At 63.2% G+C, this 25,851-nt stretch carries 31 protein-coding genes; 9 read left to right on the top strand and 22 right to left on the bottom strand.

Translation table 11 applies throughout. From position 1 onward, the window contains the following. The 17 genes from V7Q81_RS05985 to V7Q81_RS05905 form a co-directional block, all read right to left on the bottom strand. Positions 1-490: Ldh family oxidoreductase (locus V7Q81_RS05985; protein ID WP_333841019.1), on the bottom strand; the 490-nt coding region annotated here is incomplete at its 3' end. A 4-nt stretch (positions 491-494) separates the two neighbouring features. After that, positions 495-1,439 (bottom strand): hydroxyacid dehydrogenase, encoded by a 945-nt coding sequence (locus V7Q81_RS05980; RefSeq protein ID WP_333841018.1) that lies wholly within the window; start codon positions 1,437-1,439, stop codon positions 495-497. 23 nt (positions 1,440-1,462) lie between these two features. Beyond that, positions 1,463-3,211, bottom strand: a complete 1,749-nt coding sequence (locus V7Q81_RS05975) for an L-aspartate oxidase (protein WP_333841020.1) — start codon at positions 3,209-3,211, stop codon at positions 1,463-1,465. Between the two features lie 12 nt (positions 3,212-3,223). Continuing rightward, on the bottom strand, positions 3,224-3,835 hold the full coding sequence (locus tag V7Q81_RS05970) for a FumA C-terminus/TtdB family hydratase beta subunit (protein WP_333841017.1): 612 nt from the start codon (positions 3,833-3,835) through the stop codon (positions 3,224-3,226). A gap of 2 nt (positions 3,836-3,837) precedes the next feature. Next, positions 3,838-4,713, bottom strand: coding sequence for a fumarate hydratase (locus V7Q81_RS05965; protein ID WP_333841016.1), 876 nt, complete (start codon positions 4,711-4,713; stop codon positions 3,838-3,840). A 34-nt stretch (positions 4,714-4,747) separates the two neighbouring features. Continuing rightward, positions 4,748-5,617 (bottom strand): ABC transporter permease, encoded by an 870-nt coding sequence (locus tag V7Q81_RS05960; RefSeq protein WP_333841015.1) that lies wholly within the window; start codon positions 5,615-5,617, stop codon positions 4,748-4,750. Further along, a complete protein-coding gene (locus V7Q81_RS05955) occupies positions 5,610-6,449 on the bottom strand; it encodes an ABC transporter ATP-binding protein (protein WP_333841014.1) in 840 nt (279 codons plus the stop codon). Before V7Q81_RS05955 ends, V7Q81_RS05960 begins: the two co-directional genes overlap by 8 nt. Before the next feature lie 91 nt (positions 6,450-6,540). Beyond that, entirely contained in the window at positions 6,541-7,548 is a 1,008-nt protein-coding gene (locus tag V7Q81_RS05950) for an ABC transporter substrate-binding protein (protein ID WP_333841013.1), read from the bottom strand. 32 nt (positions 7,549-7,580) lie between these two features. Further along, positions 7,581-8,312, bottom strand: coding sequence for a sulfite exporter TauE/SafE family protein (locus tag V7Q81_RS05945; RefSeq protein WP_333841012.1), 732 nt, complete (start codon positions 8,310-8,312; stop codon positions 7,581-7,583). Beyond that, positions 8,302-8,682, bottom strand: coding sequence for a succinate dehydrogenase, cytochrome b556 subunit (gene sdhC, locus V7Q81_RS05940; protein WP_333841011.1), 381 nt, complete (start codon positions 8,680-8,682; stop codon positions 8,302-8,304). Before sdhC ends, V7Q81_RS05945 begins: the two co-directional genes overlap by 11 nt. A gap of 13 nt (positions 8,683-8,695) precedes the next feature. Next, positions 8,696-9,037 (bottom strand): succinate dehydrogenase, encoded by a 342-nt coding sequence (locus V7Q81_RS05935; RefSeq protein WP_333841010.1) that lies wholly within the window; start codon positions 9,035-9,037, stop codon positions 8,696-8,698. After that, positions 9,034-9,747 carry a succinate dehydrogenase/fumarate reductase iron-sulfur subunit gene (locus V7Q81_RS05930; RefSeq protein ID WP_333841009.1) on the bottom strand — a complete coding sequence of 238 codons (714 nt, stop codon included), beginning with the start codon at positions 9,745-9,747 and terminating at the stop codon, positions 9,034-9,036. Before V7Q81_RS05930 ends, V7Q81_RS05935 begins: the two co-directional genes overlap by 4 nt. A 54-nt stretch (positions 9,748-9,801) precedes the next feature. Continuing rightward, on the bottom strand, positions 9,802-10,248 hold the full coding sequence (locus V7Q81_RS05925) for a tripartite tricarboxylate transporter TctB family protein (protein ID WP_333841008.1): 447 nt from the start codon (positions 10,246-10,248) through the stop codon (positions 9,802-9,804). Positions 10,249-10,255: 7 nt separating this feature from the next. After that, positions 10,256-11,779, bottom strand: coding sequence for a tripartite tricarboxylate transporter permease (locus tag V7Q81_RS05920; protein ID WP_333841007.1), 1,524 nt, complete (start codon positions 11,777-11,779; stop codon positions 10,256-10,258). 62 nt (positions 11,780-11,841) lie between these two features. Then, positions 11,842-12,804 (bottom strand): tripartite tricarboxylate transporter substrate binding protein, encoded by a 963-nt coding sequence (locus V7Q81_RS05915; protein WP_333841006.1) that lies wholly within the window; start codon positions 12,802-12,804, stop codon positions 11,842-11,844. Positions 12,805-12,948: 144 nt separating this feature from the next. Beyond that, complete coding sequence (locus tag V7Q81_RS05910; RefSeq protein ID WP_333841005.1) at positions 12,949-14,124, bottom strand: UxaA family hydrolase; 1,176 nt, start codon at positions 14,122-14,124, stop codon at positions 12,949-12,951. A gap of 22 nt (positions 14,125-14,146) precedes the next feature. Then, positions 14,147-14,428 carry a UxaA family hydrolase gene (locus V7Q81_RS05905; RefSeq protein ID WP_333841004.1) on the bottom strand — a complete coding sequence of 94 codons (282 nt, stop codon included), beginning with the start codon at positions 14,426-14,428 and terminating at the stop codon, positions 14,147-14,149. 188 nt (positions 14,429-14,616) lie between these two features. On the opposite strand from V7Q81_RS05905, the gene V7Q81_RS05900 reads away from it, so the two are divergent. Next, complete coding sequence (locus tag V7Q81_RS05900) at positions 14,617-15,369, top strand: GntR family transcriptional regulator (RefSeq protein WP_333841003.1); 753 nt, start codon at positions 14,617-14,619, stop codon at positions 15,367-15,369. Between the two features lie 113 nt (positions 15,370-15,482). Here the strand turns inward: V7Q81_RS05900 and rplS are convergent, their stop codons facing one another. From rplS to ffh, 5 genes are all read right to left on the bottom strand, one after another. Then, positions 15,483-15,866: a 50S ribosomal protein L19 gene (gene rplS, locus V7Q81_RS05895; RefSeq protein ID WP_333841002.1), complete on the bottom strand. Its 384-nt coding sequence runs from the start codon at positions 15,864-15,866 to the stop codon at positions 15,483-15,485. Between the two features lie 2 nt (positions 15,867-15,868). Further along, positions 15,869-16,645, bottom strand: a complete 777-nt coding sequence (gene trmD / locus V7Q81_RS05890; protein ID WP_333841001.1) for a tRNA (guanosine(37)-N1)-methyltransferase TrmD — start codon at positions 16,643-16,645, stop codon at positions 15,869-15,871. 52 nt (positions 16,646-16,697) lie between these two features. Then, positions 16,698-17,222 (bottom strand): ribosome maturation factor RimM, encoded by a 525-nt coding sequence (gene rimM / locus V7Q81_RS05885; protein WP_333841000.1) that lies wholly within the window; start codon positions 17,220-17,222, stop codon positions 16,698-16,700. Continuing rightward, the gene (rpsP, locus tag V7Q81_RS05880) at positions 17,200-17,457 is read right to left on the bottom strand and encodes a 30S ribosomal protein S16 (RefSeq protein ID WP_333840999.1); all 258 of its coding nucleotides are present in this window, start codon (positions 17,455-17,457) and stop codon (positions 17,200-17,202) included. The genes rimM and rpsP overlap by 23 nt, the downstream gene beginning before the upstream one ends. An 87-nt stretch (positions 17,458-17,544) precedes the next feature. Continuing rightward, positions 17,545-18,891 (bottom strand): signal recognition particle protein, encoded by a 1,347-nt coding sequence (gene ffh / locus V7Q81_RS05875; protein WP_333840998.1) that lies wholly within the window; start codon positions 18,889-18,891, stop codon positions 17,545-17,547. Between the two features lie 96 nt (positions 18,892-18,987). Between ffh and V7Q81_RS05870 the strand changes: the two genes are divergently transcribed. The 8 genes from V7Q81_RS05870 to V7Q81_RS05835 all read left to right on the top strand — a co-directional run. Beyond that, positions 18,988-19,818, top strand: a complete 831-nt coding sequence (locus V7Q81_RS05870) for a cytochrome C assembly family protein (protein ID WP_333840997.1) — start codon at positions 18,988-18,990, stop codon at positions 19,816-19,818. A gap of 88 nt (positions 19,819-19,906) precedes the next feature. Continuing rightward, positions 19,907-21,229 carry an HlyC/CorC family transporter gene (locus V7Q81_RS05865; protein WP_333840996.1) on the top strand — a complete coding sequence of 441 codons (1,323 nt, stop codon included), beginning with the start codon at positions 19,907-19,909 and terminating at the stop codon, positions 21,227-21,229. 142 nt (positions 21,230-21,371) lie between these two features. Further along, the gene (locus V7Q81_RS05860) at positions 21,372-22,598 is read left to right on the top strand and encodes a type II secretion system F family protein (protein ID WP_333840995.1); all 1,227 of its coding nucleotides are present in this window, start codon (positions 21,372-21,374) and stop codon (positions 22,596-22,598) included. A 58-nt stretch (positions 22,599-22,656) separates the two neighbouring features. Then, positions 22,657-23,511: a prepilin peptidase gene (locus V7Q81_RS05855; protein WP_333840994.1), complete on the top strand. Its 855-nt coding sequence runs from the start codon at positions 22,657-22,659 to the stop codon at positions 23,509-23,511. After that, positions 23,508-24,131 carry a dephospho-CoA kinase gene (gene coaE, locus V7Q81_RS05850; RefSeq protein WP_333840993.1) on the top strand — a complete coding sequence of 208 codons (624 nt, stop codon included), beginning with the start codon at positions 23,508-23,510 and terminating at the stop codon, positions 24,129-24,131. Before V7Q81_RS05855 ends, coaE begins: the two co-directional genes overlap by 4 nt. A 50-nt stretch (positions 24,132-24,181) precedes the next feature. Next, entirely contained in the window at positions 24,182-24,937 is a 756-nt protein-coding gene (zapD, locus tag V7Q81_RS05845) for a cell division protein ZapD (RefSeq protein WP_333840992.1), read from the top strand. An 18-nt stretch (positions 24,938-24,955) separates the two neighbouring features. Then, complete coding sequence (gene yacG / locus V7Q81_RS05840) at positions 24,956-25,159, top strand: DNA gyrase inhibitor YacG (RefSeq protein ID WP_333840991.1); 204 nt, start codon at positions 24,956-24,958, stop codon at positions 25,157-25,159. An 86-nt stretch (positions 25,160-25,245) separates the two neighbouring features. Then, on the top strand, positions 25,246-25,851 hold a 606-nt coding region (locus V7Q81_RS05835), incomplete at its 3' end, for an NUDIX domain-containing protein (RefSeq protein WP_333840990.1).

The raw sequence follows: 25,851 nt of genomic DNA, 5'->3' as shown, positions 1-25,851 counted from the left end.
ACACAGCGGCGATGGGGTTGGTGCCGAAGAGGGGAGTCTTTCCTCCCCACGGGGCGATGGCCGCTGGAGAATTGCCGAACCCGAGGCCCACCATCCCCGCTTGTGCCATAGGCCGCAAGTGTAATCCGGCGGCGCCGAAGTGATTGCTGTTGGTCACCCCGGCGAAACCTACCCCGTATTCCCGGGCCCGGCGGACCGCCTCCTGCACCGCCAGGGCGCAGGCCTCGTAGGCCATACCGCAGGCGGCATCCACCAGACATGCTGCCCTTCCTTCCCGCACCACTCTTGGCACTGCCTTGCCGTCAGTGCGGCCGTTTCGCAAGTGGGCGCAGTACAGGGGCACTCGGGACACCCCATGGGAGGCGAGCCCCTGGGCGTCGGCGGCTACCAGCGCTTCCGCCGCCGCGCGGGCCATGGACTGGGAGGCGCCGCAGCGTACGAACGCTTCGGTAACCAGCTCAGTGAGCTCGTCCATCAATACGGTGGGCATCGCTTCAACCTCCCTGGCCCGCCAGGAATTCCCCCACGCGCTGAGCGATCATGGCGCTCACGCGCTTATTGGATTCCTGGGTCACCCCTGCCACATGGGGCGTGAGGATCAAGTTCGACGCACCCCGCAAGGCAGTAAACGGCGAGCCTGCAGGTAAGGGCTCCTGGGCAAAGACGTCGATCGCTGCGCCCCCCAGATGGCCTGCCTTGAGGAGCTCCACGAGCGCTTTCTCGTCCACAATCCCGCCTCGGGCAGTATTTACCAGGATGGCCCCTTTTTTCATGCTTGCCAGCCGCTCGCGGCCGAGAAGCCCGCGGGTCTTTTCGGTCAGGGGCACGTGCAGCGACACCACATCGCTTGTGGCCAGCAGCTCCTCCAGGCCGGTGAGCCGGATGCCGATTCGGGCAAGCGCCGGATCGTCCGCCGCCAGCGCTGGATCGTGGGCGATCACCTCCATGCCCAGCGCCCGGGCCAGGCGAGCGGTGAGCTGGCCGATGTAACCGCAGCCGATCAAGCCCAAGGTCTTGCCTCCCAACTCGCGGCCGTTCAAGAGAGCCGTACGGGGCCATCGACCATCGATCACGGCGTCGGTGGAGGCGTATTGGCCCCGCAGCAGCACCAGAGCGGTGCCAATCACGTATTCCGCCACCGCCGCAGCGTTGGCTCCGCTTGCAGGAATCACCTCCACCTTGTGCGCCTGGCAGGCTGCCACGTCGATGTTATCGAGCCCCACTCCCAGACGGCCCACCACCTTGAGACGCCGCGCGGCGCTAAGCAGCGCCCGGTCGACCTGGGTGCGGTTACGCACGATGAGGGCGTCGGCCTGCTGTACCCGTTCCATGAGTCGGGGACGCTCGTCCACCAGCGCCGGATCGTAAATCACCTCGAACCGGTCCCGGAGGGAAGCCACCGCCGTCTCGTCCATGAATTCGGAGATCACGATCATCATCGGGTTCGCTTCCTTTCGAAAGGCTATTTCACGCCGTCGGCCAGCACCTGCCCCGACGATCGGAGCAGGGACTCGCCGGGACGCACCCGGGTAAATTCCACCGGGCGCGTGCTGATGCGCAAAGCGCCCTCCTGAAGGTTTACGCACGTGTAATAGGAAGTGCTCAGATCTCCTACATCGGGGAAGTCTTCCCGGTAATGGGCGCCGCGGGAATTCTCCCGGGCCAGGGCTGCAGCCACGATGGCTTGGCTTACGGTGAGCAGGCTCTCCAAGTTGAGCCAGTCGTGCCAGGTGAGGTTGTAGGCCAGATCACCCCCGGGGACCCCGGAACGGGAAAGCCGCTGGGAGAGCTCTTCCAGCGTACTGCAGGCACGCCTCAGGCTCGCAGCGCTGCGCAGGATGCCGGCCTCGTTCCACATGACCTCGTAGAGGGTCTCCCGAATCGCTGGCAAGTCTTCTGCAGGCTTGCCCAGGGGAGAACGACAGCGCTCTATGGCTGCCTGGATCGTTTGCAGGTCCGGCGCGTGCCACTCGCCTTCCAGCTGGACCCAAGACGCCATACTATCGCCGGCGATGCCGCCGAAGACGGTCGAGTTGGCAACTCCGTTGCCGCCCAGGCGGTTTGCGCCGTGCACTCCGCCCGTGTCTTCACCGGCCGCGAATAAGCCCGGCAACTCGGTAGTGCAATCCTCGGCGAAGATTACACCCCCCATCATATAGTGGGCGGTGGGCACCACCTCCACCAGACCTCCCGCCAGGTCGAAGCCGCAATCGGCGCACCGTTCCACCATGCCCTTGAACTGGCGCCGCACGTTATCCGGTCCCAGGTGGGACATCTTGAGGTAAACACCACCGTTGGGGCTGGTGCGGCCCTGCCGCATCTCCATGAAGATGGAGCGCGAGACGATGTCCCGCGTAGCCCGCTCGCCTCGGGGATCGTAGCGTTCCATGAACCGTTGCCCGGCCCCGTTCAGCAGATGCCCCCCGGCGCCACGCAAACCCTCCTCCAGCACCGTGCCAGTCATGCGGGTGTGGGAGCCGGCCAGCAGCCCCGTGGGATGGAACTGCACCATTTCCATGTCTCGTAGGGTAAGCCCCGCCCGCAGCGCCATGGCCATGCCGTCGCAACTCTTGTCGCCGGAGGGCGTGTGATACTTATACATGGTGGGGCCACCACCGGTGGCGAGCAGCACGGCACGGGCCTGCACGAAAACGAACTCGCCACTCCTCATGTCGATCATGAGGACGCCCGATAAGGCTTGCCCGTCACGGCTCCTGATCAGCTCCACCGCCCGGTGTTCCTCCAGCCGCCGGATGCCCCGCGCCCACACTTGCTCTGCCAGCCGGTTGATGATCTCGATTCCGGTAAGATCCCCCTTATGCACCGTGCGGTCGAAGGTTTGGCCGGCAAAGGCCTTCTGGTGCAGCGTGCCATCCGGATTGCGATCGAAGAAGCAGCCTAGCTCGTTTTCCAACTCCCGCACCCGCTCTACCGCCACCGATACTAAGGTCCAGGCGAGCTCCTGGTGGGGCAACCATTTGCCTCCCTCGATAGTGTCCATGAAGTGGCGCTCGATGGAATCCCCCGGAGCGAGCGCCACGTTGTAGCCTCCCTGTACCATGCGGGTACAGCCGCACTTGCCCAATAGCCCTTTCACGGCCACGGTGATATCGAGCTGGGGCGCTGCACGATGGGCATGGAGGGCGGCGAAGAGGCCGGCACCGCCAGAGCCAAGAATGAGGATGTCGGTTTTAACGGTGCGCACGGTCAGCCTTTGACACCATCACGTCTTCACTCCCAGCGCGGCTAGCACCTCGGCCCGTCTGGCCTCGGCCTTCCTCCTCACTTCCTCGTAAAGACTTTCGCCACGGCTGTCCATGGCCACCAGCAGCGGGCCGAAGCTCTTCACTCGAAACTTCCACAAGGACTCCGGATGAAGGTCGTCCAGGTCAACGTCTTCGATAGCCTCCACCCAAGTGGTCTCCAGGGCCGCAGTGCCACCGACGATGGCCAGGTACACACCGCCCAGGTCCATGAAGGCTTTTCTCGATTCCTCCATGAGGCCGCCCTTGCCGATGATCATGCGCACGCCGTAGCGCTCCATGAGGGGGCGGGTGAAACGCTCCATGCGGGCACTGGTGGTTGTGCCGATGCACAGGGGCGCGTACCCGGCGGGAAATTCGTCGGTCGCCTCCACCCGGCGTACATTGGGGGCCGTGTGAATCACCGCATGGCCGCGCAGATCGAAGCGGATGGTGCGACCGCGATCGAACATCTCGATCTGGGTGCGGTCGCGGATGCCATACAGGGTACCGTTCAAGCTCACCGTATCGCCCACCCGCCAGGCGCGCACGGTGTCCTCGGTCACCGGAGTCACAATATCGTAGTGAGCCATGATCAGAACCCCCAGACGATGCCGGCGGGCGTCAGGGTCGCCGATGCGCGGCGCGCCGCGTGGCACTGCATGTTGACCGCCACCGGATTCATGGTGATGTGGGTGGCGGCGAGTTCCACATGGACCGCAAACGCGGTGGAGTCCCCGCCCAGCCCTTGGGGTCCGACCCCGAGCCGGTTGACGGCGCTGGAGAGCTCCTCCTCTAGCTTGGCCCCCTCCAGGTCTTCGCAGCGGGTGCCAAGCGGGCGCGTCGCCGCCAGCTTGGCCAGGTGCACGCACAAATCGGCGCTTCCACCGATGCCCACTCCCACGATGGTGGGGGGACAGGTCTTGCCGCCGGCGGCGAGCACGCAGTCGATCACGAACTCCTTGATCGCCGCCACCCCTTCCGCCGGCACCGCCATCTTGAGCCAGGAGTTGTTCTCCGAGCCGCTACCCTTGGGGATCATCTGGATGAAGAGCTCCTCGGATCTGTCGGTGAACTCCACGTTGACTGCCGGGATGCGAATGCCGCAGGAGGTGTGATCATTTTGCCGCGTGAGCGGATGCACCACCGAGGAGCGGAACGGGTGTTCCACCGTAGCCCGGGCGCAGCCCTTAGTGATGGCCCGCATCAGGTCTACGCCGTCTACCTGGACGTTGCGCCCGATTGCCACGTTGTAGATGGGTATCCCGGTGTCCTGGCAGGTGAGGTTGTGCGTTTCCTCGGCCACCGCGATGTTCTTAATCATGATGCCGAGGAGCTGCTTTGCCCGGGGATCCGTCTCGCGAGCCTCGAGAGCCTGGAAGCCTTGCTTGACGTCGGGTGGCAGGATTTTCAACGCCCGGATGTAGAGCTCCTTGGCAACCTCCTCGACAGTGTGCAAATCCACTTTCATGATGCCTCCCGGATTGCGCAGAGGCACGCCCCGATCAATGCTGCATGCCCCATTTGCGCACCGTGTGAATCTCAATGTTGCGGAAAATCAGGTTTTCGACGACGAGCCCGATCAGGATGACGGTGAACAATCCGGCGAACACCGACGGGATCTCCAGCAAGTTCTTGTTCTCGAAAATGAACCAGCCGAGGCCTCCCGAGCCGGCACTCACACCGAACACCAGCTCGGCCGCGATCAACGTGCGCCAGGCGAACGCCCAGCCGATCTTCAGGCCCGTCAGGATGCTGGGAAAGGCAGCGGGAATTAGGATCTTTGCCACATAGCGTAAGCCGGTAAGCCCGTAGTTGCGCCCAACCATGCGCAGGGTGTTGGACACGGACAAGAACCCCGAATGCGTATTGAGCGCCACCGCCCACAGCACCGAGTGGATCAACACGAACACCAACGAGGCGTTGCCGAGCCCGAACCAGATGAGGGCCAGGGGCAGCAGGGCAATGGCCGGCAGCGGGTTGAACATGGAGGTGAGGGTCTCCAGCAGGTCGTTACCGATGCGGGAAGTGATGGCGATCACCACCAACAGGGCCGCGATCGCCAGCCCCGCCGCGTAGCCTTGGAGCAGCACCTTGATGGAAAACCAGGCCCGGTTCAGCAGCCCGCCGCTCACGATGCCCTGCCAGAAGGCTTCCACGGTCGCAGTAAACGTGGGGAAGAGAAGGGGGTTGTCGAGCTGGACCGCATAGACCTGCCACACGAGCGCCAACACCACCAGGATGAAAGCCTTTCTCACCCCGCCTCGGTTATAGATGATCTCCCAGGTGGTAAGCGGCTTCTCCACTACCCCGAAGGCACTGGAATCCACCGTTTTCTTCACCAATTCGGGACGTCGCACCTGCACGTCAGCCATGGGTCGCCTCCTTCTCTTCTGCGTCCTCTTTCATGGCCTCCTCTACCTCGTCGGCGAACAGCAAGTTGTGGATACGATCGGAGAGGCGCAGCCCCGTCTTTGGATCCACGGCATCGTCGCCGCTACTGTTGAGCTCTGCCTTCACCTGCCCCGGATGGGGCGAAAGCAAGAGGATGCGGTTGCCGATCTTGACCGCTTCGGGAATCGAGTGGGTAACGAAGAGCACCGTGAAATGGGTTTCATCCCAAAGCTGCAGCAGCTCCTCCTGCATCTTGCGCCGCGTCAGGGCGTCGAGGGCCGCAAAAGGCTCATCCATGAGCAGGATGTCCGGCTCCATCGCCATGCCGCGGGCAATGGCGACCCGCTGCTTCATACCCCCAGAAAGGGTGTGCGGGTAGGCGTTGGCGAACTTAGCGAGATTGACCTTCTCGATATAGTGCATGGCCTTTTCCTCGGCCGCCTTGCCCTTGAGTTTGCCGCTAGCCTCCAGGGCAAAGGTCACGTTCTGCTTCACCGTTTTCCAGGGCAAGAGCTGATCGAACTCCTGAAACACCATCACTCGGTCCGGTCCAGGCTTCGAGATCTTTTGGCCCTTGAGCCTGACTTCCCCCTCCACCGGGTGCAAATAGCCGCCCACAGCCTTGAGCAAGGTGGATTTGCCACAGCCGGAAGGTCCCAACAGCACGTAGCGGTCCGAGCGATAAACCTGGAAGTCCACCCGATAGGTGGCGGTCACCAGATGGTCCCGGGTCTTGTATTGGAGCGTCACTCCCTGCACGTCCAGCAGGGGCGCAAGAGCCTGCTCCTGGGTAGTGGTGTGCGTTTTATCCATAACCCTCCTCCATTGCGCCTCACCCGGCCGCGGTCACCGCCACGCTGCAAGCTGGCATGACGGTCGTCCGCGGCTCGGCGCTCTCACACCCTTAGCTACCGGGCAAATGATGTACCTCGGGAAAGAACATCTCTTTCCAGGAGGCCGGTTTAACCTTCAACGTGCCCACTTTGTGCAGGAAGTCTACGTACTTCATGACGTTTTTGGGCGTCATGGTGTACTCGATCTCCGGGTCGCTGAGGATCTGGAAGATGTTCTCAACGGTGTCCTTTTCCTTGCTCCACTTAAGATAGTTCTCTGCGGCCGTCCGTTTATCCTTGTTGATCAGCTCGACCGCTTCTTCGAACGCGGCCACGAATGCCTTGTATATCTTGGGATTTGACTCCCGGAACTTGGTGGTGGTCCATACCACGTTGAAAGTGGCGGGTCCGCCTAGCACCTCGTAAGAGCTCAACACCCTGCGCACGCCGGGCTGAGCCAGCTCCTGATATTGATAGGGGGGCGAAGTGAAGTGAGCGGTAATTTCCCCCGCTCCGGAGAGCAGAGCGGCCATGCCGTCCACGTGGCCCATGGATACCGTCAAGGGATCCAACTTGGCGTAATTCTCCTCGCCGAAAGCCTGCGCTGCCGCCATTTGCAGCGTGACCGCCTGGATAGAGACCTTGACCGACGGCAGGGCGATCTTGTCCTTGGACGTGAAGTCCTTGATAGTTTTCACGTTGGGATTGCGCGTGTTCAGGTATAGGGGCATGGAGTTCATGGCCGTGACGCCCTTCACCGCGATGCTGCTACGGGTGCGGTCCCACAGAGTGGCGAAAGGTCCAACCCCGCCGGATGCGAAATGCAGATTGCCCGAGATGAGGGCGTCGTTCATGGGTCCGCCGCCGGTAAAGGTGGACCAGGTCACTTTGAGCTCCGCGATCCCCTGCGCCTTGGCGTGCTTCTCAAACAATCCCAAGTTCTCCATGTACATAAGGGGCAGGTAACTGATCCCCAGCTGCTTGGCCACCCGCACCTCTCCCACCTCGGCTTTGGCAAGGGGCCCGAATGCAAACAGTGCCGCCGCCAGGACCACGAACAATAGCCTCTGTGATTTCATCTTCCTTCCTCCTCTTCGTTGGCTCGATCAACTCAGAAAAGCAGCATCGCTCCCATCACCACGAACAACGCCAGCACCATACGCCGGAAGCCCGCCTCGCTTACGTATTCGAACAGCCGCAGCCCCACTAGCGTTCCCGCCAACATGGCAGGCAGGCAAAGCAGGAGGTCCTCCGCCAGACCGCGCCCCAGGACCCCGGCGCCTCCCAGCCAAGCCAGGGTATAGAGGTGGATCAAAAAGAAGAACGGCTGCAGCACGCCTCGATGTTCCAGCTTGCTGAATCCGCGCAACTGCCCCCAGAGGGCCGGCACGACACCGTTCAGGCCGGTCGCGCCGCCCATGATCCCTCCAAGCCAGCCTGCCGAAACATCGGCCAGGGATGCCCAGCGCCGGGGCAGAACGAGCGCCGGCGGGCGAGCACGGGCCAGCAGGTACCCACTGTAGCCCACCAGCACTAGCCCTACGAAGGCCCGGATCGCTTCCGGATCGGCGCGAGTAAGGACCAAGACCCCGAGGGGAACACCCGGCAAGGCGCCTGCCACGAAGCGCGTCAGCAACCCGGGCCTTATCTCGTGCCGGAAACGCCACACCAAAATCCCGTTGAGCACGAGGGCACATAGGGTCACCAGGGGCACGACGCGCGCCGGCGGGAGTACTTGCAGCCACACAGCAGTTGCCACCAGCCCAAACGCGAACCCCGCGCTGCCGATGACCACCCCACCGACAAAGCCGCCCACCAACAGGACCGCATACTCAGACCACATTCAGACCGAATGCCAGAGCCGCGGCCAGCGTGAAAGCCACGGCCCAGGCGAGCAGGCTCTGCTGCCAGCCGCGCCAGGCGGCGAACTCCAGGAGCAAGAGCCGCACGCCGCCGCCGAGATGGGCGGCGAGCAGCAGCACCAAGCCGGTTTCGGCGAATTTCACCAGGGGCTGTTCGGTCCAGCGCAGGAAGGCGTCCAGCGCCGCCTCGCCCGCTAGGGCCTGTCCGAGCGCCCAGAAATGCAACGGCAGAAACAAAGTAAGCAGCACGCCGGAGACCCGGTGCACCACGAACGCCCAGAAAGCCGGGTGATTGCGCGATCGCACGTCGTTGCGCAGGAAGATCGTGGTGCCAGTACCCTGTGCCTCCATGTGCTCCCTCCCTCTATCCCGCCACCACGGCCCAGGTGGCGCGAAAGCCGAGAACCGCTAGCAGCAGCCCTAGCGCCAGCATAGCCCAACCCAGAGAGCGACCCCGCCACGGCGTCCACTCGGCAATCACGTTGCGCAGCCCAATGGGCGCATGGACCGCCGCCGCCGTCGCGAACAAGCCGTAGAACACGGCCCAACCGAGACTGCCCCGAGTACGGCCCAGGATTTCACCGGCAGACAAACCATTCTGCACCGCGTAGATCATGGTGGCCAGATGAACCAGCACCAGCACTGCCAGCAGCGCGCCACTTGCTCGCTGGGCGAGCCACAGCAGGGTTTCGCCGCGCGGGCTCACAGCTCCCCCTTGAGCGCTGCGAGAGCGGTGGCGCGCTTGAGCCCAGCGATGGAGGCGGTGGGCGCCAGCTGCTTGGGACAGCGCTCGGTGCAGCTCAAGTGGGTGTGGCAGGCAAGGCAGCCAGCATCGCCAGCCACTGCCCGCAACCGCTCGGCCCGCGCCCCGTCACGCACGTCGTTCACCAGAGTCCAGGCGCGGTTCAATGCCGCCGGCCCCAGGTAGTCCCGATTCCAACTCACCACATCGCAAGAGGAATAGCACACGCCGCAGCCGATGCATTCGATTCCCGCGTCCGCCGCCTGCCGCTCTTTGGAATCCGGCCGCACCTGAGCAAAGGGCTCCCGGCGCGTGCGGGTGGGTACGAAGTAGCCGCGCGCCCTGGTCCATTTGTCAAAAAACTCGGTCATGTCGCTGACCAGGTCCTTGACGATGGCAAGGTTCCTGAGGGGGCGAACTTCCATTCGCCCCTCGGGCGCCACCTTATCGACGTGGGTGCGGCAAGTCCAGCGGGCCCGACCGTTCACCACCATGGCGCAAGAGCCGCACATGCCTACGCGACAGGCAAAGCGATAGGAAAGGGTGGCATCCAGGTGACGCTGAATGTAAGTCACCACGTCCAGCACCGTTTGGCTTGGATATCGCGGCACCTCGAACCGTTGGAGATGACCGTCTTCCCGGCCTCGCCATACGTCGACTGTAAGCGTTTGCATCACGTTCATTGCGGCAGGCGTCTTCTGCGTTAGCTGCGCTACGGTCGGTCGGCGCTAAATCAGTATCCCTGGCGGAAGGGGAACTTTGAGCAAGAAACGGAAGATGGAATAAAGACCGCCGAGGACTACCGCTGCGGTGGCCACGTAAGCGACGGCCATGGCAGGCGTCCAGCGATCGTAGTTGGAAATCACCAGAAGGGCTGCGAAACAGATCACGCTGGTGGTGAGAAAGCCAAGTCGGTCCAGCAGCAGCGCCCAGGCCACCATGATAACGACCAGGGCCACACGCCGCCATACCGACCCAGGCTGATGGGACGCCGGAGCCTTGGGTCGCAGCCATGCTACGGCAATGTAGACGACGGACAACAGGATCATTGCGCCAGCGATCGTGCGGGGAAACACCGATCCAAGTGGGGTGAAATCGCGTGAGTAATACAGCGCTAAGAGCCCCACGGCGATGAAGATCAGCGAACCGATGATTCCAGGAATGTCGCGTGCCATTCGCGCCTCACTCGTTTCCGGTCGCCGCCCGGGGCGCGCCTATGAGCGGGCCGCGAAAGCGCTTCATGAGCACCGGATAGAGCAACCCCAACACGATGAAGGCCATGATGCCGATGGAGATCGGCCGTCCGAAAAACTCGCCCAGAACGTTCTGCTTGGCGTTACCGATCAGGTAGCCCTGGACAAAGCCTGCTTCCGCGATAGCGCCGAGAATCAGTCCAAGGACAATGGGGGACGCGGTGAAACCGAAGCGGGACAGAATCCACGCGATGATTCCGAGTCCCACCATTTGCAACACTTCGTGGGGATTATTGTGGATGGCATAGCTGCCGATGATGGTGAGAAATGCCACCGAGGGCACCAGCACCGCCTTGGGAATGGCAACGATCGACTTGAAAGCGTAGCGGCCGATGATCAGGCCCGCCGGGAGCATCAGCAAGGTGGCAAGCATCAGCCCGTAAATAAAAGTGTAGACGATCTGGCTCTGCTCGCCGAAGAGGGAGGGACCGGTGCGCACGCCCTGCACCAGGAGCGCCCCGAGGATGACTGCGTCGGGTGGCGTCCCGGGGATGCCCAACACCAGCGTCGGGATGAAGCCGCCGCCTACGGTCGCGTTGTTGGAGGATTCGGTGGCTAAAACCCCCTCCGGCTCCCCCTTGCCGAAATTTTCCCGGCGCTTCGAAACTCGGCGCGCTTCACTATAGGCAACCAAAGAGGCAATCGAGCCACCCGCGCCCGGCAGAATGCCAACCACGGTGCCGATGATGGAGCTCCTGGCCAGGTTGCCTTTGGACTTCCAGCAGATGCCAAGGGCTTCCCTCAGGCGATAGCTGGCGAGACGCTCGGTGATTTTGAGGTGCGGGTCAGGCGTGGCGACCAGATCGATTAACACAGGAATGCAGTACAGTCCGATCAGGGCCGCCACCACGTCGATGCCGCCCAGAAGGACCTGCAAGTCGCCCGTGTAGCGGATATCGCCCCCCACCTCGGCCACGCCGACCATGGACAGGATCAGGCCGAAGCAGCCGCCGATCAGGCCCTTGATCACACTGCCCTCGCCCAGTGATGCAATCAGGGTAAGGCCAAAGACGGCAAGCCAAAAGTACTCCACCGGTCCAAACTTGAGAGCGACCTGGGCCAGCGGCGGCGCGAGCAGGAGCAGAGCGATGGCACCGACGAGGCCACCGATCACCGAAGCGAGACACGCGAGCGTGAGGGCAAGATCCCCGTCGCCTCGCTTGGCCATGGGGTAGCCGTCGAAGGTGGTAGCGATGGCAGACGGCGTGCCTGGGGTCTTGAGCAAAATGGCGGCGTAGGCGCCGCCGTAGATGGCACCGGTATAGATGGCACCCAGTGCGATCAAGGCAGAGGCGGGATTCATGCCGAAGGTGAACGGCACCAGTACCGCCACTGCCATGGTAGCGGTCAACCCCGGCAGCGCCCCGATCACCGTTCCGAACACCACGCCGGCGATTGCCAGGAGGATGTTGAACGGAGTCAGGGCGTCGATCAGAAACTCGATGCCTGGCACGGGCTGCTCTTCTCTTCCGAGGCTCCACCCGGGAACTGTTCCCGAGCGGCGCACCGCTCATCCTACCGGGTCTTGACGATGCCCATTTCCCGGGCAATGGTCTCGTATTCCTTTTTCTTCTGGTCCATAAACGTCTGCATCTGGTCCAGACCGATGTCGATCATGGCGAAGCCGTTTTCTTCCATCTTCTTGATAAACTCGGGATCCTTGTTGATCTTGCCGATCAGCTCAGACACGGCCCTTTGGATCTCTTTGGGAGTGGACTTGGGTACCGCAATCCCGCGATAGGCTCCGCTCACCAAGTCATAGCCCTGCTCCTTGAACGTGGGACAATCGGGAATCTGGGGATGCCGCTGCTCCATGGCCACCGCCAGGCAACGTACCTGCTGGCCAAGCTGCATCTGCACCGTGGTATAGCCCCACGAGCCGGTCACCTGCTTGCCGAGAAGCGCCGTGTTGGAAGCGCCTGTGCCTTTGAACGGAACGTAGGTGGTCTTGATGCCGGCCACCTTGTCGAAGCGCTGCTGGGCGAGATGGTTGGCGGTATTGGTGCCGGAGCCCGAAAAGGTGAGGGCCCCAGGTGTTTTCTTGGCTGCCGCCACCAGATCCTTCAACGTCTTGTATGGACTATCGGCGGGCACCAGGATGGCGTCAGGGGTGTAATGAAACCAGTAGACGTTGGTGATATCGTCGGTCTTGTAGCCCACATCCTTCTCCAAGGGTTGCAAGATGATGTGGGGCAAGTTGGTACCCATGATGGTATAGCCGTCTGGCGGCATGTTGTTCAGCTGGGACCACGCTGCAGCGCCCCCCGCCCCGGGCTTATACTGGATCGCCACCGTCTGGCCGGTGTACTTCTTGAAGAACGGCTCTTGGAGGCGGGCCGAGATGTCCGATTCTCCGCCCGGGCCGAAGGCGATGATGTAGTTAATAGTCTTTTCCGGGTACGCAGCCAAGGCGAGGCCCGCTACGGCCGCTGCTAGCAAAGCAGCTCCCGTGGCGAAAAGCTTAATAAAGTGTTTCATTCGACTTCCTCCGGTTTCGCGCTATTAAAATTGGCGCACCACTGGCGGGCACCGCGCCGCGATGATACGCGCCCTCGTGCGGGCAAGGCCTAGTGTGCACGAATCCCCGCGCGGGGAGAACCCGCGCGGGGAGGGACACTCCCCTCAGGCGCTCTCGTACAGTCGTGTGAGCACGAACTCCCGATGTCCTAAAGCCTCAGCCGAGGTGAGGCGCCCGTTGGCAGTGCGCAACATGGCCTCGAGCAGCTTGTCGCCCGCCTGGTCCATGTTGATCTCCCGCCGCAGCAACCCGGACACGTCCACATCGATGTGTTCGCTCATGGTGCGCACCGTGCGCGGGTTGGCGCAGATTTTGATCACTGGCAGGATCGGATTGCCGATGACGTTGCCCTGCCCGGTAGGGAAGAAGTGCACCACGAAACCGGCGGCGGCGCACAGGGTCACCATTTCGGCAGCTGCCGACGAGGAATCCATGAACCATAGACCCGGCCCAGTGGGCGTTTCCGCCTTGTCCAGTACGCCATCGATCTTGCATTTCTTGCCGATCTTCTGGATGTTGCCAAGGGCCTTCTCCTCGATCGTCGTGAGCCCGCCCGCGATATTGCCCTTGGTCGGCTGGGATTCCGAGAGATCATCCGTCTTGTGACGGTTGATCATGTCCTGGTAGCGGTTGAACATGAACATGAAGCGCTCGCGCACTTTGTCGTCGCGGCAGCGCGCCGCCACTAGGTGCTCCCCTCCCGTGAGCTCCGAAGTCTCGCCAAACACGAGCGTCACGCCGTGGTCATACAGCTTGTCGAACGCATTGCCGACCGCAGGGTTCGCCCCCAGGCCGGACGTGGTGTCGGATTCACCGCACTTGGTGGAAACCCACAGTTCCTTGAGCGGCGCTTCCTCACGCTTCAATTCGGAGGCCCACTGCACGTATTCCTTCGCTACCCTGGAGGCACGCTTGATCGTGTCGTGGTCGCCGTAACCCTCGATACCGAAACCGGTCACCGGCTTGCCGGTCCTGGCGATGCCATCCACCACCCGCTTGGTCCAGCCTTCCTCGATGCCGATCACCACTACTGCCGCCACGTTGGGGTTGGAGCCCGTGCCGATCAGGGTGCGGAAATGTAGCTCCAGATCCGCGCCGAACTGGAGCCTCCCATAAGGATGGGGCAAGGCCAGCGTCCCCTTGATGTTGTGCTCCACCGCCTGGGCCGCAGCGTTGGACAAATCGTCCACTGGCAGGATGATCACGTGGTTGCGCACGCCCACGCGGCCGTTTTCGCGCCGGTAACCCCAAAACGTGCTCTTGCTCAGATCGATTGCCATGTTTCCTACCTCCTGCGTTCCGCTACCAGCGCTTGGTCTTGATGTTGTGCACGTGGGCATGCTCGCCCACACCAATGTCTGCCACCGCCCGCCCGATGTCTACCCCGTATTTGATCACCGTATCGCCCTTCTTAATGGGCTTGATTGCCAGCTTGTGTCCGATGGGGATGTCGTTGGCCGCCTTGAATTTGAGCGTCTTATCCTGATCCATGACCCAGCCAGTCAGCTCGTCGCCGGCCTTGACACCCTCCACCACCACGACGCCAACGGAGTCGTGTTCGTCGTGCACAACGAAGTGAATCATGCTTTTCTCCAAGAAGCAGCGGTTATCGAGACGCCGGGAGCGCCCCGGGACATACGCGTATGTTTGCCCACTATAGACGGCCTCTTCTGGGCTGTCAACCATATCACTTATATGATATATATGACTTTGTCGGTTTTACCGACTTGGACGACAGGTATACTGCGCGCAAACTTCAGGAACCAAAAACCATGGACCCCGTCGTGTCAGAGGGATTGGGCCAAAGCCCTCTCTACAAAATCGTCAAGAACCGGCTCTTGCAGGGCTTGATGGCGGGCGAGTGGGCAAGGGGCGAGGCGCTGCCCAGTGAGGCCCGGCTCGCCAAGCGCTTCGAAGTAAGCATCGGCACGGTGCGCAAGGCCATCGACGAGCTGGTAGCGGAAAAGATTCTGGTACGCCACCAAGGCAAGGGCACTTTCGTAGCCGTGCACAACGAAGACCGGACCCTTTACTACTTTTTCCACCTGGTGGGCCCCGACGGGCTCAAACGCTTTCCCACCAGCGAACTGCTCGGCTTCGGCAGAGCCCGGGCGGATGCGGCGCTAGCGGAGCGCCTGGGCATCGCTCGGAACGCCCCCGTGTTGTGGTTTCGCAACCTGCTCAAGCTGCAGGCGCATCCGGTGGTCTTCGACCACATTACCGTTCCCCAGGCCCTGTTCCCGGACTTGGACGAGCCCACGTTGCGTCACCGGGAAAGTACCATTTACGCCCTGTACCAGTCCCGCTACGGAATCAACGTGATCCGGGCGCAGGAGCGGCTGCGGGCCCGCCCCTGCGATCCGGAGGCGGCGTCAATCCTGGGCCTTGCCCCCGGCGCCCCCATCCTGGAGATCCACCGCGTGGCTTATACCTACAACGACGTGCCGGTGGAGGTGCGCCTGTCGAAGGTCAACACCGAGCGCCACGACTACCTAAACGATATGGGAAAGGGTCTCGGCCGCTGAGGGACAAAGACCGTCCTCAGGGAACCAGGCAGAGGCAAAGGGGTCACGCCGGAACGCCGGCCCGTGCAGATCGAGGACAGATCTGAAGAAACCGGCGCCGGAGGCGGACGGACTCAGGACAACTCGGCCTGCTTTTCCGCCGTCGAGGTAAGCTTCTCCCGGATGCGGGCCGACTTGCCCGTGCGGCCGCGTAGGTAATAAAGCTTCGCACGCCGCACCCGCCCTCGACGCTTCACCTCGATATGGGCGACCAGGGGGGAATAGGTCTGGAAGGTTCGCTCCACGCCTTCACCTGAGGAAATCTTGCGCACGATGAAGGAAGAATTGAGACCGCGGTTGCGTTTGGCGATCACCACGCCCTCGTAGGCCTGTAGGCGCTCCCGGTTACCCTCCTTCACCTTGACCTGCACCACCACCGTGTCGCCCGGAGCAAAATCCGGAATCTGCTTGCCCAGGCGGGCGATTTCCTCGTTTTCCAATTGTCTGATCAGGTCCACTTTCAGCGCTCCTTCCCAACTTCCTTATCCATGGCCTGCTCCGCCAGGAACTCCTCCAGAAGCATGAACTGTGCAGCGTTCAAGCCCTGGCGCCGGAGCAGATCCGGGCGGCGCAGCCACGTCCGCCCGAGGGCCTGCTTGAGCCGCCAGCGCTGGATCTCGGCATGGTGGCCGGAGAGCAGCACGGCAGGCACGCCATCGCCGTGATAGACCTCGGGCCGGGTGTAGTGGGGGCAGTCCAAGAGGCCTTCGGCGAAAGAATCCTGGCTGGCCGACTGTTCGTCCCCCAGCACGCCCGGTAGCTGGCGCACCACGCAATCCATCACCACCATGGCCGCCAACTCCCCGCCCGAGAGCACGTAATCGCCGATGGAGAGCTCCTCGTCCACCCGGCGCTTCAGTAACCGCTCGTCAACGCCCTCATAGCGCCCGGCAAGCAGGGTCACCGCCGGCAGCGCTGCCAGTGCCAGCACCCGCCGGTGGTCCAACGGTCGGCCTTGGGGCGAGAGGTAAATCACCGGGCCGCGGGAAAGTCCCGCCGCCGCCTGATCCTCCGCCACTGCCGAGAGCGCCCTCTCCAGGGGCTCGGCCAACATCACCATTCCCGGCCCGCCCCCGTAGGGACGGTCATCCACCGTTCGGTGGGCGTCCCGGGTGAAGTCCCGAGGATTCCAGAGTCGGGCGAGGAAGAGGCCCCGCTCCCGCGCCCGCCCCGTCACGCCGAAGCGCAGTACGGCGTCGAACATTTCGGGAAACAGGGTAATCACGTCGAAGCGCATGGCCCGCTCCTCGCTCCGGGAAGCGGCATCCCTGCGCCGCCCATGAGCCTCTTCAGTAATCCAGGCCCCAATCGACCCGTATCACCCGCTGCTCCAAGTCCACGTCCCGCGCGATTGCAGCCACCAGGGGAATCAACCGCTCCCGCTCGGCTGCCACCCGCATGACCGGGTGGGCCCCCGTCTCCAAGATTCCGGTGACTTCGCCAAGGAAGACGCCCTCCAGGTTCTCCACTCGAAGCCCGATCAGGTCCACCCAGTAAAACTCCCCATCGCCCGGTTCCGGTAAGGCACTTCGGGGCACCGCCACCCGACACCCGGTGTAGGTTTCGGCACGGGTGCGGTCGGCGCACCCTTCCAGCTTGGCGATGCTCGCCCGCCCGTGGCGACGGTAGCCTTCGATCCGCACCGGATGCCATTGGCCTCGGGCTTCCACCCACCAAGTGGGATACCGTGCCAGCCCGTCCGGATCCTGGGTATAGGACTTGACCCGCACCCAGCCCCGCACACCGTACGGGGCGCTGATCAGCCCCAAGACGACCCAACGCTGCCCGAACTCAGACCCGGGCCCCGCTGCCACGGTATTGCTTGACCAGCCGCGCAACCGTATCGGAGAGCTTTGCCCCGTGCGCCTGCCAGTAGGCCAGCCGGTCGAGCTGCACCCGGAGCGCCTCCTCGCTCTCCGCCGCCATGGGATTGTAGAAGCCGATGCGCTCGATGAAGCGCCCGTCGCGGGGATTGCGCGAATCGGTGACCACCATGTTGTAGAAGGGGCGCTTCTTGGCACCCCCTCGGGCAAGCCGTATCACTACCATGGGCTCTGACCTTGCCTGACACGAAAAGGTGAAAATTTTAAAGCATTTTTTTACCCTGTCGCAAGGCAAAGCCCTTGCCGCTGCGCCCTAGCGCCCGCCTGGCAACATCCCGCGCATTCCCCGCAGAAACTTCTGCATGCCCCCTCTGGAGACCATCTTCATCATCTTCTGCGTTTGCTCGAACTGGGCGAGCAGCCGGTTCACCTCCTGGACGCTTACTCCTGCACCGGCAGCGATGCGGCGTTTACGGGAAGCTTTGATGATCTCGGGCTTCGCCCGCTCGAGGGGTGTCATGGCGTTGATGATGCCCTCGATGCGCCGAAACACCCGCTCGTCCACGGGTGCCCCCTGCACCGCCTGAGAAAACTGCGCCGGAAGCTTATCCAGCAGAGCGGAAAGCCCTCCCATCTTGCGCATCTGCTGGATCTGGGCCTTGAAATCCTCCAGATCGAAGCCCTTGCCCGATTTGACTTTGCGGGCGAGCTTCTCGGCCTGCGCCCGATCCACACTGCGCTGCACCTCTTCCACCAGGGAGAGCACATCGCCCATGCCCAGGATGCGGGAGGCCATCCGCTCCGGGTGAAATGGCTCCAGCCCGGCGAGTTTCTCGCTCACGCCGACAAATTTGATCGGCTTGCCCGTTACCTGGCGCACCGACAAGGCCGCGCCGCCTCGGGCATCTCCGTCCAGCTTGGTGAGGATCAGGCCAGTCAAGGGAAGCGCCTCGCCAAACGCCTGAGCCGTGTTGACCGCATCCTGGCCCTGCATCGCGTCCACCACCAGCAGGGTCTCGACGGGCTTCGCCACTTCGTGTAGCCGGCGCACTTCAGCCATCATCTCCTGATCGATAGCAAGCCGTCCGGCCGTGTCCAACAACACCACGTCGAAGAAATGGCGCCGGGCGTGATCCAGGGCACGGCGGGCGATCGCCTCCGGGGCCTCTCCCGGCTCAGGGGAAAAGAAGTCGCAACCCACCTGCTGCGCCAGGGTACGCAGCTGTTCGATGGCAGCGGGACGGTACACGTCACAGGAGACGAGCAGCACTTTCTTCTTGCTCTCTTTGAGCAGGCGCGCGAGCTTCGCTGCGGTGGTGGTCTTGCCGGTACCCTGAAGGCCAGCCAACAGCACGACGGCGGGCGGAGCGGTGGCGAGGTTGAGGGACTCATGCTGCGCGCCCATGAGGCGCGCCAGCTCGCGATGCACCACCCCCACCAGGGTCTGGCCGGGAGTCAAGCTGCCCTGCACTTCCTGCCCCAGGGCCTTTTCCTTGACCTGGGTGACGAACTCTTTCACCACCGGCAGCGCCACATCGGCTTCCAGCAGGGCGATGCGCACCTCGCGCAAGGCTTCCTGGATATTGGCCTCGGTAAGCCTCGCCTCGCCGCGCAGGGTCTTGACCACCCGGGACAGGCGCTCGGTTAGATTTTCGAACATGGGAAGACGTGCAAGCCTCGGCAGTCGGGGGAACTCAGGTAAACTTTGTCCATTGACCGGCAAGTGCTCGGCTGGCAACGGACCACGACGGACTCTATGGAAGGAATTCTAGCCTATCTCCTGGCGGCGCTGCTCTATGGAGCCGTCGCCGCCTATTACTGGAGCACCCGTGCCGTTGCGGCCCCCGCCTCGGCGCCGGCCGTGGCCCGGCCAGTCCCCGCCTGGCAGCCCCACGTGATCCTGCTGCCTTTGGGTGTGCACGGCTACTCCCTGGCGGAAAGCCTTTTCGGCCCCGATGGCTTGTACCTGGGCGTGGGTAGCGCCGTCTCCGCCATCGTGTTCCTCGCCATCCTGGTTTACTGGGCCGGCAGCCGCCTCTACAGCATGGCCACTTTGCACACCCTGCTCGCACCGGTGGCCGTGGTAGCCTCCCTGCTGCCCGCCGTCCTTCCGGCCTCCCATCCCCTGCCCAACACCGATGCCCCGGCTTTCAAGTTTCACCTGCTGCTAGCCCTGCTCGCCTACAGCCTCTTCACCATCGCCGCGCTGCATGCGGTGCTCATGGCCTTCATGGAAAAGCGGTTGCATCAGGCGGCGCGCTCCGCCCTGTTCTCCGACTTTCCCCCCCTGCTCAGCATGGAGCGGCTGCTGTTTCGCATCATCGGTGCCGGCTTCGTGCTGCTCACCCTCACCCTTGCCTCCGGGATCGTGTTCTCGGAGGAGGTGTTCGGCACGCCTCTGCAATTCACCCACAAGACCCTTTTCGGGATCGTCTCCTGGGTGATCTATGGTGCGTTGCTCGGCGGGCGCCGGCTGTACGGCTGGCGCGGGCGGGTGGCGGTGCGCTGGACGCTGGCGGGTTTCCTCGCCCTGCTGCTCGCCTACGTGGGAAGCAAATTCGTGCTGGAAGTGATCCTCGGGCGCTGAATGCCCGCCTCCACCCTCCGCCTTGACAACGCAAAGGCGGCAACTGGATACTGGATTTTGCCCCGCGGCAGTCTTTAGGTAACGCGCGTTGGATCACATCCCTACCGGCGCCTTGTTTGGTGCCCTTGCGGTACTTCTGATCCTCTCGGCGCTCTTCTCCATCTCGGAAACCGCCATGATGGCGCTCAACCGTTACCGGTTGAAACATCTGGCGCAGAAGGGTCACCGAGGCGCCCGGCTCGCTGCGCGGCTGCTCGCCAATACGGACAGGCTGCTCGGCATGATCCTGCTCGGCAACAACCTGGTCAATATGGCAGCCGCGGCCCTCGTGACGGTGATCACCATTCGGCTCTTCGGCGACGGGGAGCTCGCCCTGAGCGCCGCCACCTTACTGCTCACCTTCGTCGTGCTGGTGTTCTGCGAGATCACGCCCAAGGTGATCGCTGCCACCCATCCGGAACCCATCGCCTTCACTGCGAGCTATGCCCTCACCCCCGCTCTGAGGCTCATGTATCCGGTCGTGTGGTTTGTGAACTTATTCGTGGGTGCGCTCCTCAGGTTGTTGCGCATCCGTCCCGCCGCAGAGGGGCCGGTACGCCTATCCATGGAGGAGCTGCGCACCCTGGTGCTGGAGGCTGGGCACTACATTCCGCCCAAGCACCACACCATCCTGCTCAATCTGTTCGAGCTCCAGGACATCCGGGTGGACGACGTGATGGTGCCTCGCAGCCAGATCGAGGCTGTGGATCTAGAAGCCCCCCTGGACACCCTTAAGAGCCAGTTGGCCACCGCCTACCACACCCGGCTGGTGGTCTACAGCGGTCATCTGGACAATGTGGTCGGCCTCCTGCACGCACGGCGTGTGCTTAATTTCGTGAGCGATCCCACAGTGAGCATCGAAGGGCTGAAGCCGTTGATTCAGCCGCCCTATTTCGTGCCGAGTGGAACCCCCCTGCTCACCCAGCTGCACCAGTTCCAGGAAAACCACCAGCGGCTGGGGCTCGTGGTGGACGAGTACGGCGAGCTCCTGGGCCTCGTGACCGTGGAGGACATTCTGGAAGAAATCGTGGGGGAGTTCACCACCCACTCGCCCTTGGAAACGTCCGGCTACGTTCCTCAGGAGGACGGCAGTTTTCTGGTGGAGGGGGGCACCCCCCTGCGGGAGCTCAACCGCAAGCTAGGCTACCGCTTCCCCACCGACGGCCCACGCACCTTGAATGGGTTGATTCTTGAGCATTTTCAAGATATTCCAGAGGCCGGGACGAGCCTCAAGATCGTCGGCCAGCCTATGGAGATCGTCCAGGTCCAAGACCGGGCCATCAAACGGGTAAAACTCTACCCACCGATTCGTGCACCGCAGCGCGCCGAAGCGCCCCCTCGGGAACGCAGGGCCGTGAGGTCCGCCAACTGAGTTCCTTTTCGAATCATAAAGCTATATCTGTTATTGAAAGTTCAATCTTATGATAGGATGGGCAGTGTGAACTCGGCCGGTCAGCCTGCCAGCGGGCGCTGGCACCGGGGTCTGGGTCGGGGTTCCCTAGGGAGAGCGTGTCATGGCCACCATCGCTGCAAGCGCCGACAAGCGAGTCAAGGAATACGTCTATGCCTGGGAAGGCCGCGACAAAAGCGGCAGATTGATCAAAGGCGAGATGCGGGCCTCCGGCGAAGCGCTCGTGTCGGCGACGTTGCGCCGTCAGGGCATCAACGTCGTCAAGGTCCGCCGACAACGCTCCCGCATCGGCAAGAAAATCACTGAGAAGGACATCACTTTGTTCACGCGACAGCTCGCCACCATGATGAAGGCGGGCGTGCCCTTGCTCCAGGCGTTTGACATCGTGGCCCGGGGTCATGCCAATCCCGCAGTCACCAAGCTGCTCAACGAGATCCGCACCGAGGTGGAAACGGGAAGCGCGCTGCACCAGGCCTTTCGCAAGCATCCGGTCTATTTCGACCAGCTGTTCTGCAACCTGGTGCAGGCCGGCGAGGCTGCGGGAATCCTGGACAACTTGCTCGATCGGCTGGCGACCTATAAGGAAAAGATTCTCGCCGTCAAAAGCAAGATCAAGTCTGCCCTGTTTTATCCCCTTTCCATCATCGTGGTGGCCTTCATCATCACGGCAGTGATCATGATTTTCGTGATCCCAGCCTTCAAGGAGCTGTTCACCAGCTTTGGCGCCGACCTGCCAACCCCCACGCTGGTGGTCATCTCCATCTCCAATTTCTTCGTCGACTGGTGGTGGGCCCTCTTCGGTGGCATCGCTTTCACGATATGGTTTTTTTTCTTCACCTGGAAGCGCTCCCTTAAGATGCAGCGAGCGCTAGACCGCTTGTTCCTGCGGCTGCCGGTATTCGGGGAGGTGATCCGCAAAGCCACCATCGCCCGCTGGGCCCGTACCCTTTCCACCATGTTCGCTGCCGGAGTGCCGCTGGTGGAGGCACTGGAGTCGGTGGGCGGTGCTTCCGGCAACTCCGTGTACTGGGAGGCAACCAAGCAGATCCAGGCGGAGGTCTCCACCGGGACCAGCCTCACCGTGGCCATGCAAAACGCCGGCGTCTTCCCCAGCATGGTGATCCAGATGACGGCCATTGGCGAGGAGTCGGGCTCCCTCGACGCCATGCTCGGCAAGGTAGCAGACTTCTTCGAGGAGGAAGTGGACAACGCGGTGGAAGCGCTCTCCAGCCTCATGGAGCCCATGATCATGGTGGTGCTGGGCGTACTGATCGGCGGACTGGTGATCTCCATGTACCTTCCCATCTTCAAGCTGGGGGCAGTGGTCTGAAGACGCGCCTTTTCTTGCTGGGACGGCATCTGCTCCCAGCGGCGACTGGCTGAAGCCCATGGCCTCCGTCCTCGCGGCGCATTCCGTGCTGGTCGTCTCGCTGGGCACAGTGCTCGGGCTGCTGGTGGGCAGTTTTCTCAACGTGGTGATCCATCGCCTGCCCCTTATGCTGGAGCGGGAATGGCGCCGCCAGTGCGCCGAGCTGCATGGGGAGGCCCCAGTCGAGCAAGAGCGCTTCAATCTGCTCGTCCCCCGCTCCCGCTGTCCCGCCTGCGGGAATCCGATCGGTGCGCTGCACAACATCCCCCTCGTAAGCTGGCTTGCCTTGCGGGGGCGGGCGAGCTGTTGTGGTGCCCGGGTAAGCGCCCGTTACCCGATGGTGGAGGCGCTCTCCGGCCTCGTCTCTGGCTACGTAGCGTGGCGCTTCGGGCTGAGCCTGGCCGGGGTCGGCGCCCTCGTCTTCTGCTGGGCGCTGATCGCGGCTGCCTTCATCGACCTCGACACCCAGCTTCTGCCCGATGACATCACCCTGCCCCTGCTGTGGCTCGGATTGCTGCTCAATACGATTGGCCTCTATACGGACCTGGGCTCGGCGGTCATCGGCGCCGCAGCCGGCTATCTTGCCCTCTGGTCAGTGTTTTGGCTGTTCAAGCTCGCCACCGGAAAAGAGGGCATGGGCCATGGCGACTTCAAGCTTCTCGCCGCCATCGGCGCCTGGCTGGGTTGGCAGCAGCTGCCCGTAGTGATTCTCCTGTCCTCGGCAGTGGGCGCCGTGGTGGGTCTGTCCCTGATCATCGTGCTGGGACGGGACCGCAACCTTCCCATTCCTTTCGGCCCGTACTTGGCCGGCGGGGGGCTCATTGCCCTGTTCTGGGGTCGCCACCTCACCCAGGCTTACCTCGGATTGCTATGACCTTCGTGGTGGGCCTCACGGGCGGCATCGGCAGCGGCAAGTCCACAGTCGCCCGGCACTTCGAGGCCCTAGGGGTCTCCATCGTGGATACTGATGCGATCGCCCATGCCCTCACGGGGGCGGGAGGGGAGGCGATCCCCGCCTTACGGAAGGCCTTCGGGGACGCCTACCTCACTTCCGAGGGTGCCCTCGATCGGGCTCGGATGCGCTGCCTGGTCTTCGCCGACCCCCTGGCCAAAGAGCGGCTGCAAGCCATCCTCCATCCCCAAATTTGGGCCCGGGCCGAAGCGGCCATTGCCCGGTCGACCGGCCCTTATGTGGTGCTGGTGGTGCCCCTGTTGCTGGAGGCGGGCAGCTATGCCGACCGAGTAGATCGCATCCTGGTGGTGGACTGCTCCGAGGAGCAGCAGATTCGCCGCACCATGCTGCGCAGCGGGCTAGACGAGGCTGCAGTACGGGCGATCCTGGCGGCCCAGGTCTCCCGGGCCGAGCGCTTGAGCCGGGCCGACGACGTGATCGACAACAGCGGGCCCGAAGAAGCCCTGGGGCCCCAGGTCGAAGCGCTGCACCGCAAATACCTCGCCTTGTCGGCTCAGGCCAGAGCGCAAAGCGATTTGTAATCTCGAGCACGATCCTTCAAAATTAGGGGCGCAACGCCCATGGCGCCCCAGTGATCCAGTACGAGTACCCCTTAAGCGAGCGCATCCGCACTCTCCTGCGACTGGAAGATCTGTTCGATCGCGCCCTTCATTTCTCCGTCCGTCAAGATAGCCACGATCATCACGTCGCCCTGGTGACCTTGTTCGAGATCCTCGACGTCGCCAGCCGGCAGGACTTGAAATCCGACCTCTACCAGGAGCTTGAGCGTCAGCGGGCCACCCTGGAGGGGCTGCGGGGCAACCCCAACGTGGCCACCGACAAGCTGGACGAAGTGGTGGGTCAATTGGAAGCAGCGAGTCAGGGCCTCACCCGCATGACCGGCAAGGCTGGCCAGCACCTACGGGACAACGAATGGCTTATGAGTATCAAGCAGCGCACCTCCATCCCCGGTGGGGTGTGCGAGTTCGATCTGCCCTCCTACCATTACTGGCTGCACCTGGAGGCCGACGTGCGTCGCCGGCACCTGGCGGAATGGTTGTGGCCAATACTCCCCATCCGCGACGCCCTGGCAGTGGTGCTGCGGCTGTTGCGGGAAACGGGCCGCGGCAGTCGCCAGGTGGCCCAGCAGGGGGTGTTCCAACAGATGCTGGCCGGGCGAGTGGCGCAGATGCTGAGCCTGAAGTTAAACGGCGGCGTGCCCTGTGTTCCTGAGATCAGCGCTAACAAGTACGCCCTCAACATCCGTTTCATCACCCCCGCGGTAGACGAGCGCCCGAAGACTTTCGAGGGCGACGTGGAATTCGAACTCACCTTCTATAACCTCTAAACCGCCACTCCATCCTCCATGGAGCGCTCCCCGTCCCGAGGACACCGCCTGGTCCGCTGCCCCCAGTGTGGCAAGCCGGTGGAATGGACACCGGAGAACCGCTTCCGTCCCTTCTGTTCCGAACGCTGCAAGCTGATCGACCTGGGGCAATGGGCGAACGAAGGCTACCGTGTGCCCGGTGAGGCGGCGCCCACGGACGGGAGCGAGCCGCCGACACAGTAGCCCGCTTCCTGCCCCTCGTCCCCATGGCTGGTCCGGCGCCCATCCCTTGTTCGGTAGCCGCTCCTCGCGAAGCGCAAGAAGTGGCGGTGGCGGTGATCCAGCGCCCTGACGGCCGATTTCTCCTAGGGCGCCGGCCGGCCGGCAAGGTTTACGCTGGCTACTGGGAGTTTCCTGGCGGTAAAGTGGAGCCCGGGGAATCCGTCCGGGAGGCCCTCGCCCGGGAGCTTCGTGAAGAGTTATCGCTCACTGTGGAGCGGGCCTATCCGTGGATCACCCGCACCTTCGCCTATCCCCACGGGACGGTACGGCTGCGGTTCTTCCGGGTAGTCCGCTGGCGCGGAGCGCTGGAGGACCGAGAGCACGAAGCCCTCGCCTGGCATCGCCCGGGCGATTCCGCCCTCGCTCCTATGCTGCCGGCCAACGGCCCCGTCCTCAGGGCCTTAGAGCTTCCTCCCGAATATGCCATCACCCATGGGGAAGGGCTAGGCACTGGCCCATTCCTCGAGCGGCTAGAGGCAGCCCTCCAGCGGGGTGTGCGGCTCATCCAGATCCGGGAAAAGTCCATGCCGCCGGGGCAGTTGCGCGCTTTCGCCCGGGAAGTGCTGGCCCGCGCTCGGGCCTGGGGCGCCCGGGTGCTGGTGAACGGGGACGTGGCGACGGCGGAAGCGCTTGGTGCCGACGGGGTCCATTTG

Origin of the sequence: Pelomicrobium sp. (assembly GCF_036803785.1) — a bacterium.
Classification (GTDB): Bacteria; Pseudomonadota; Gammaproteobacteria; order Burkholderiales; family UBA6910; genus Pelomicrobium.
This window is presented reverse-complemented; position numbering and strand designations above follow the sequence as displayed.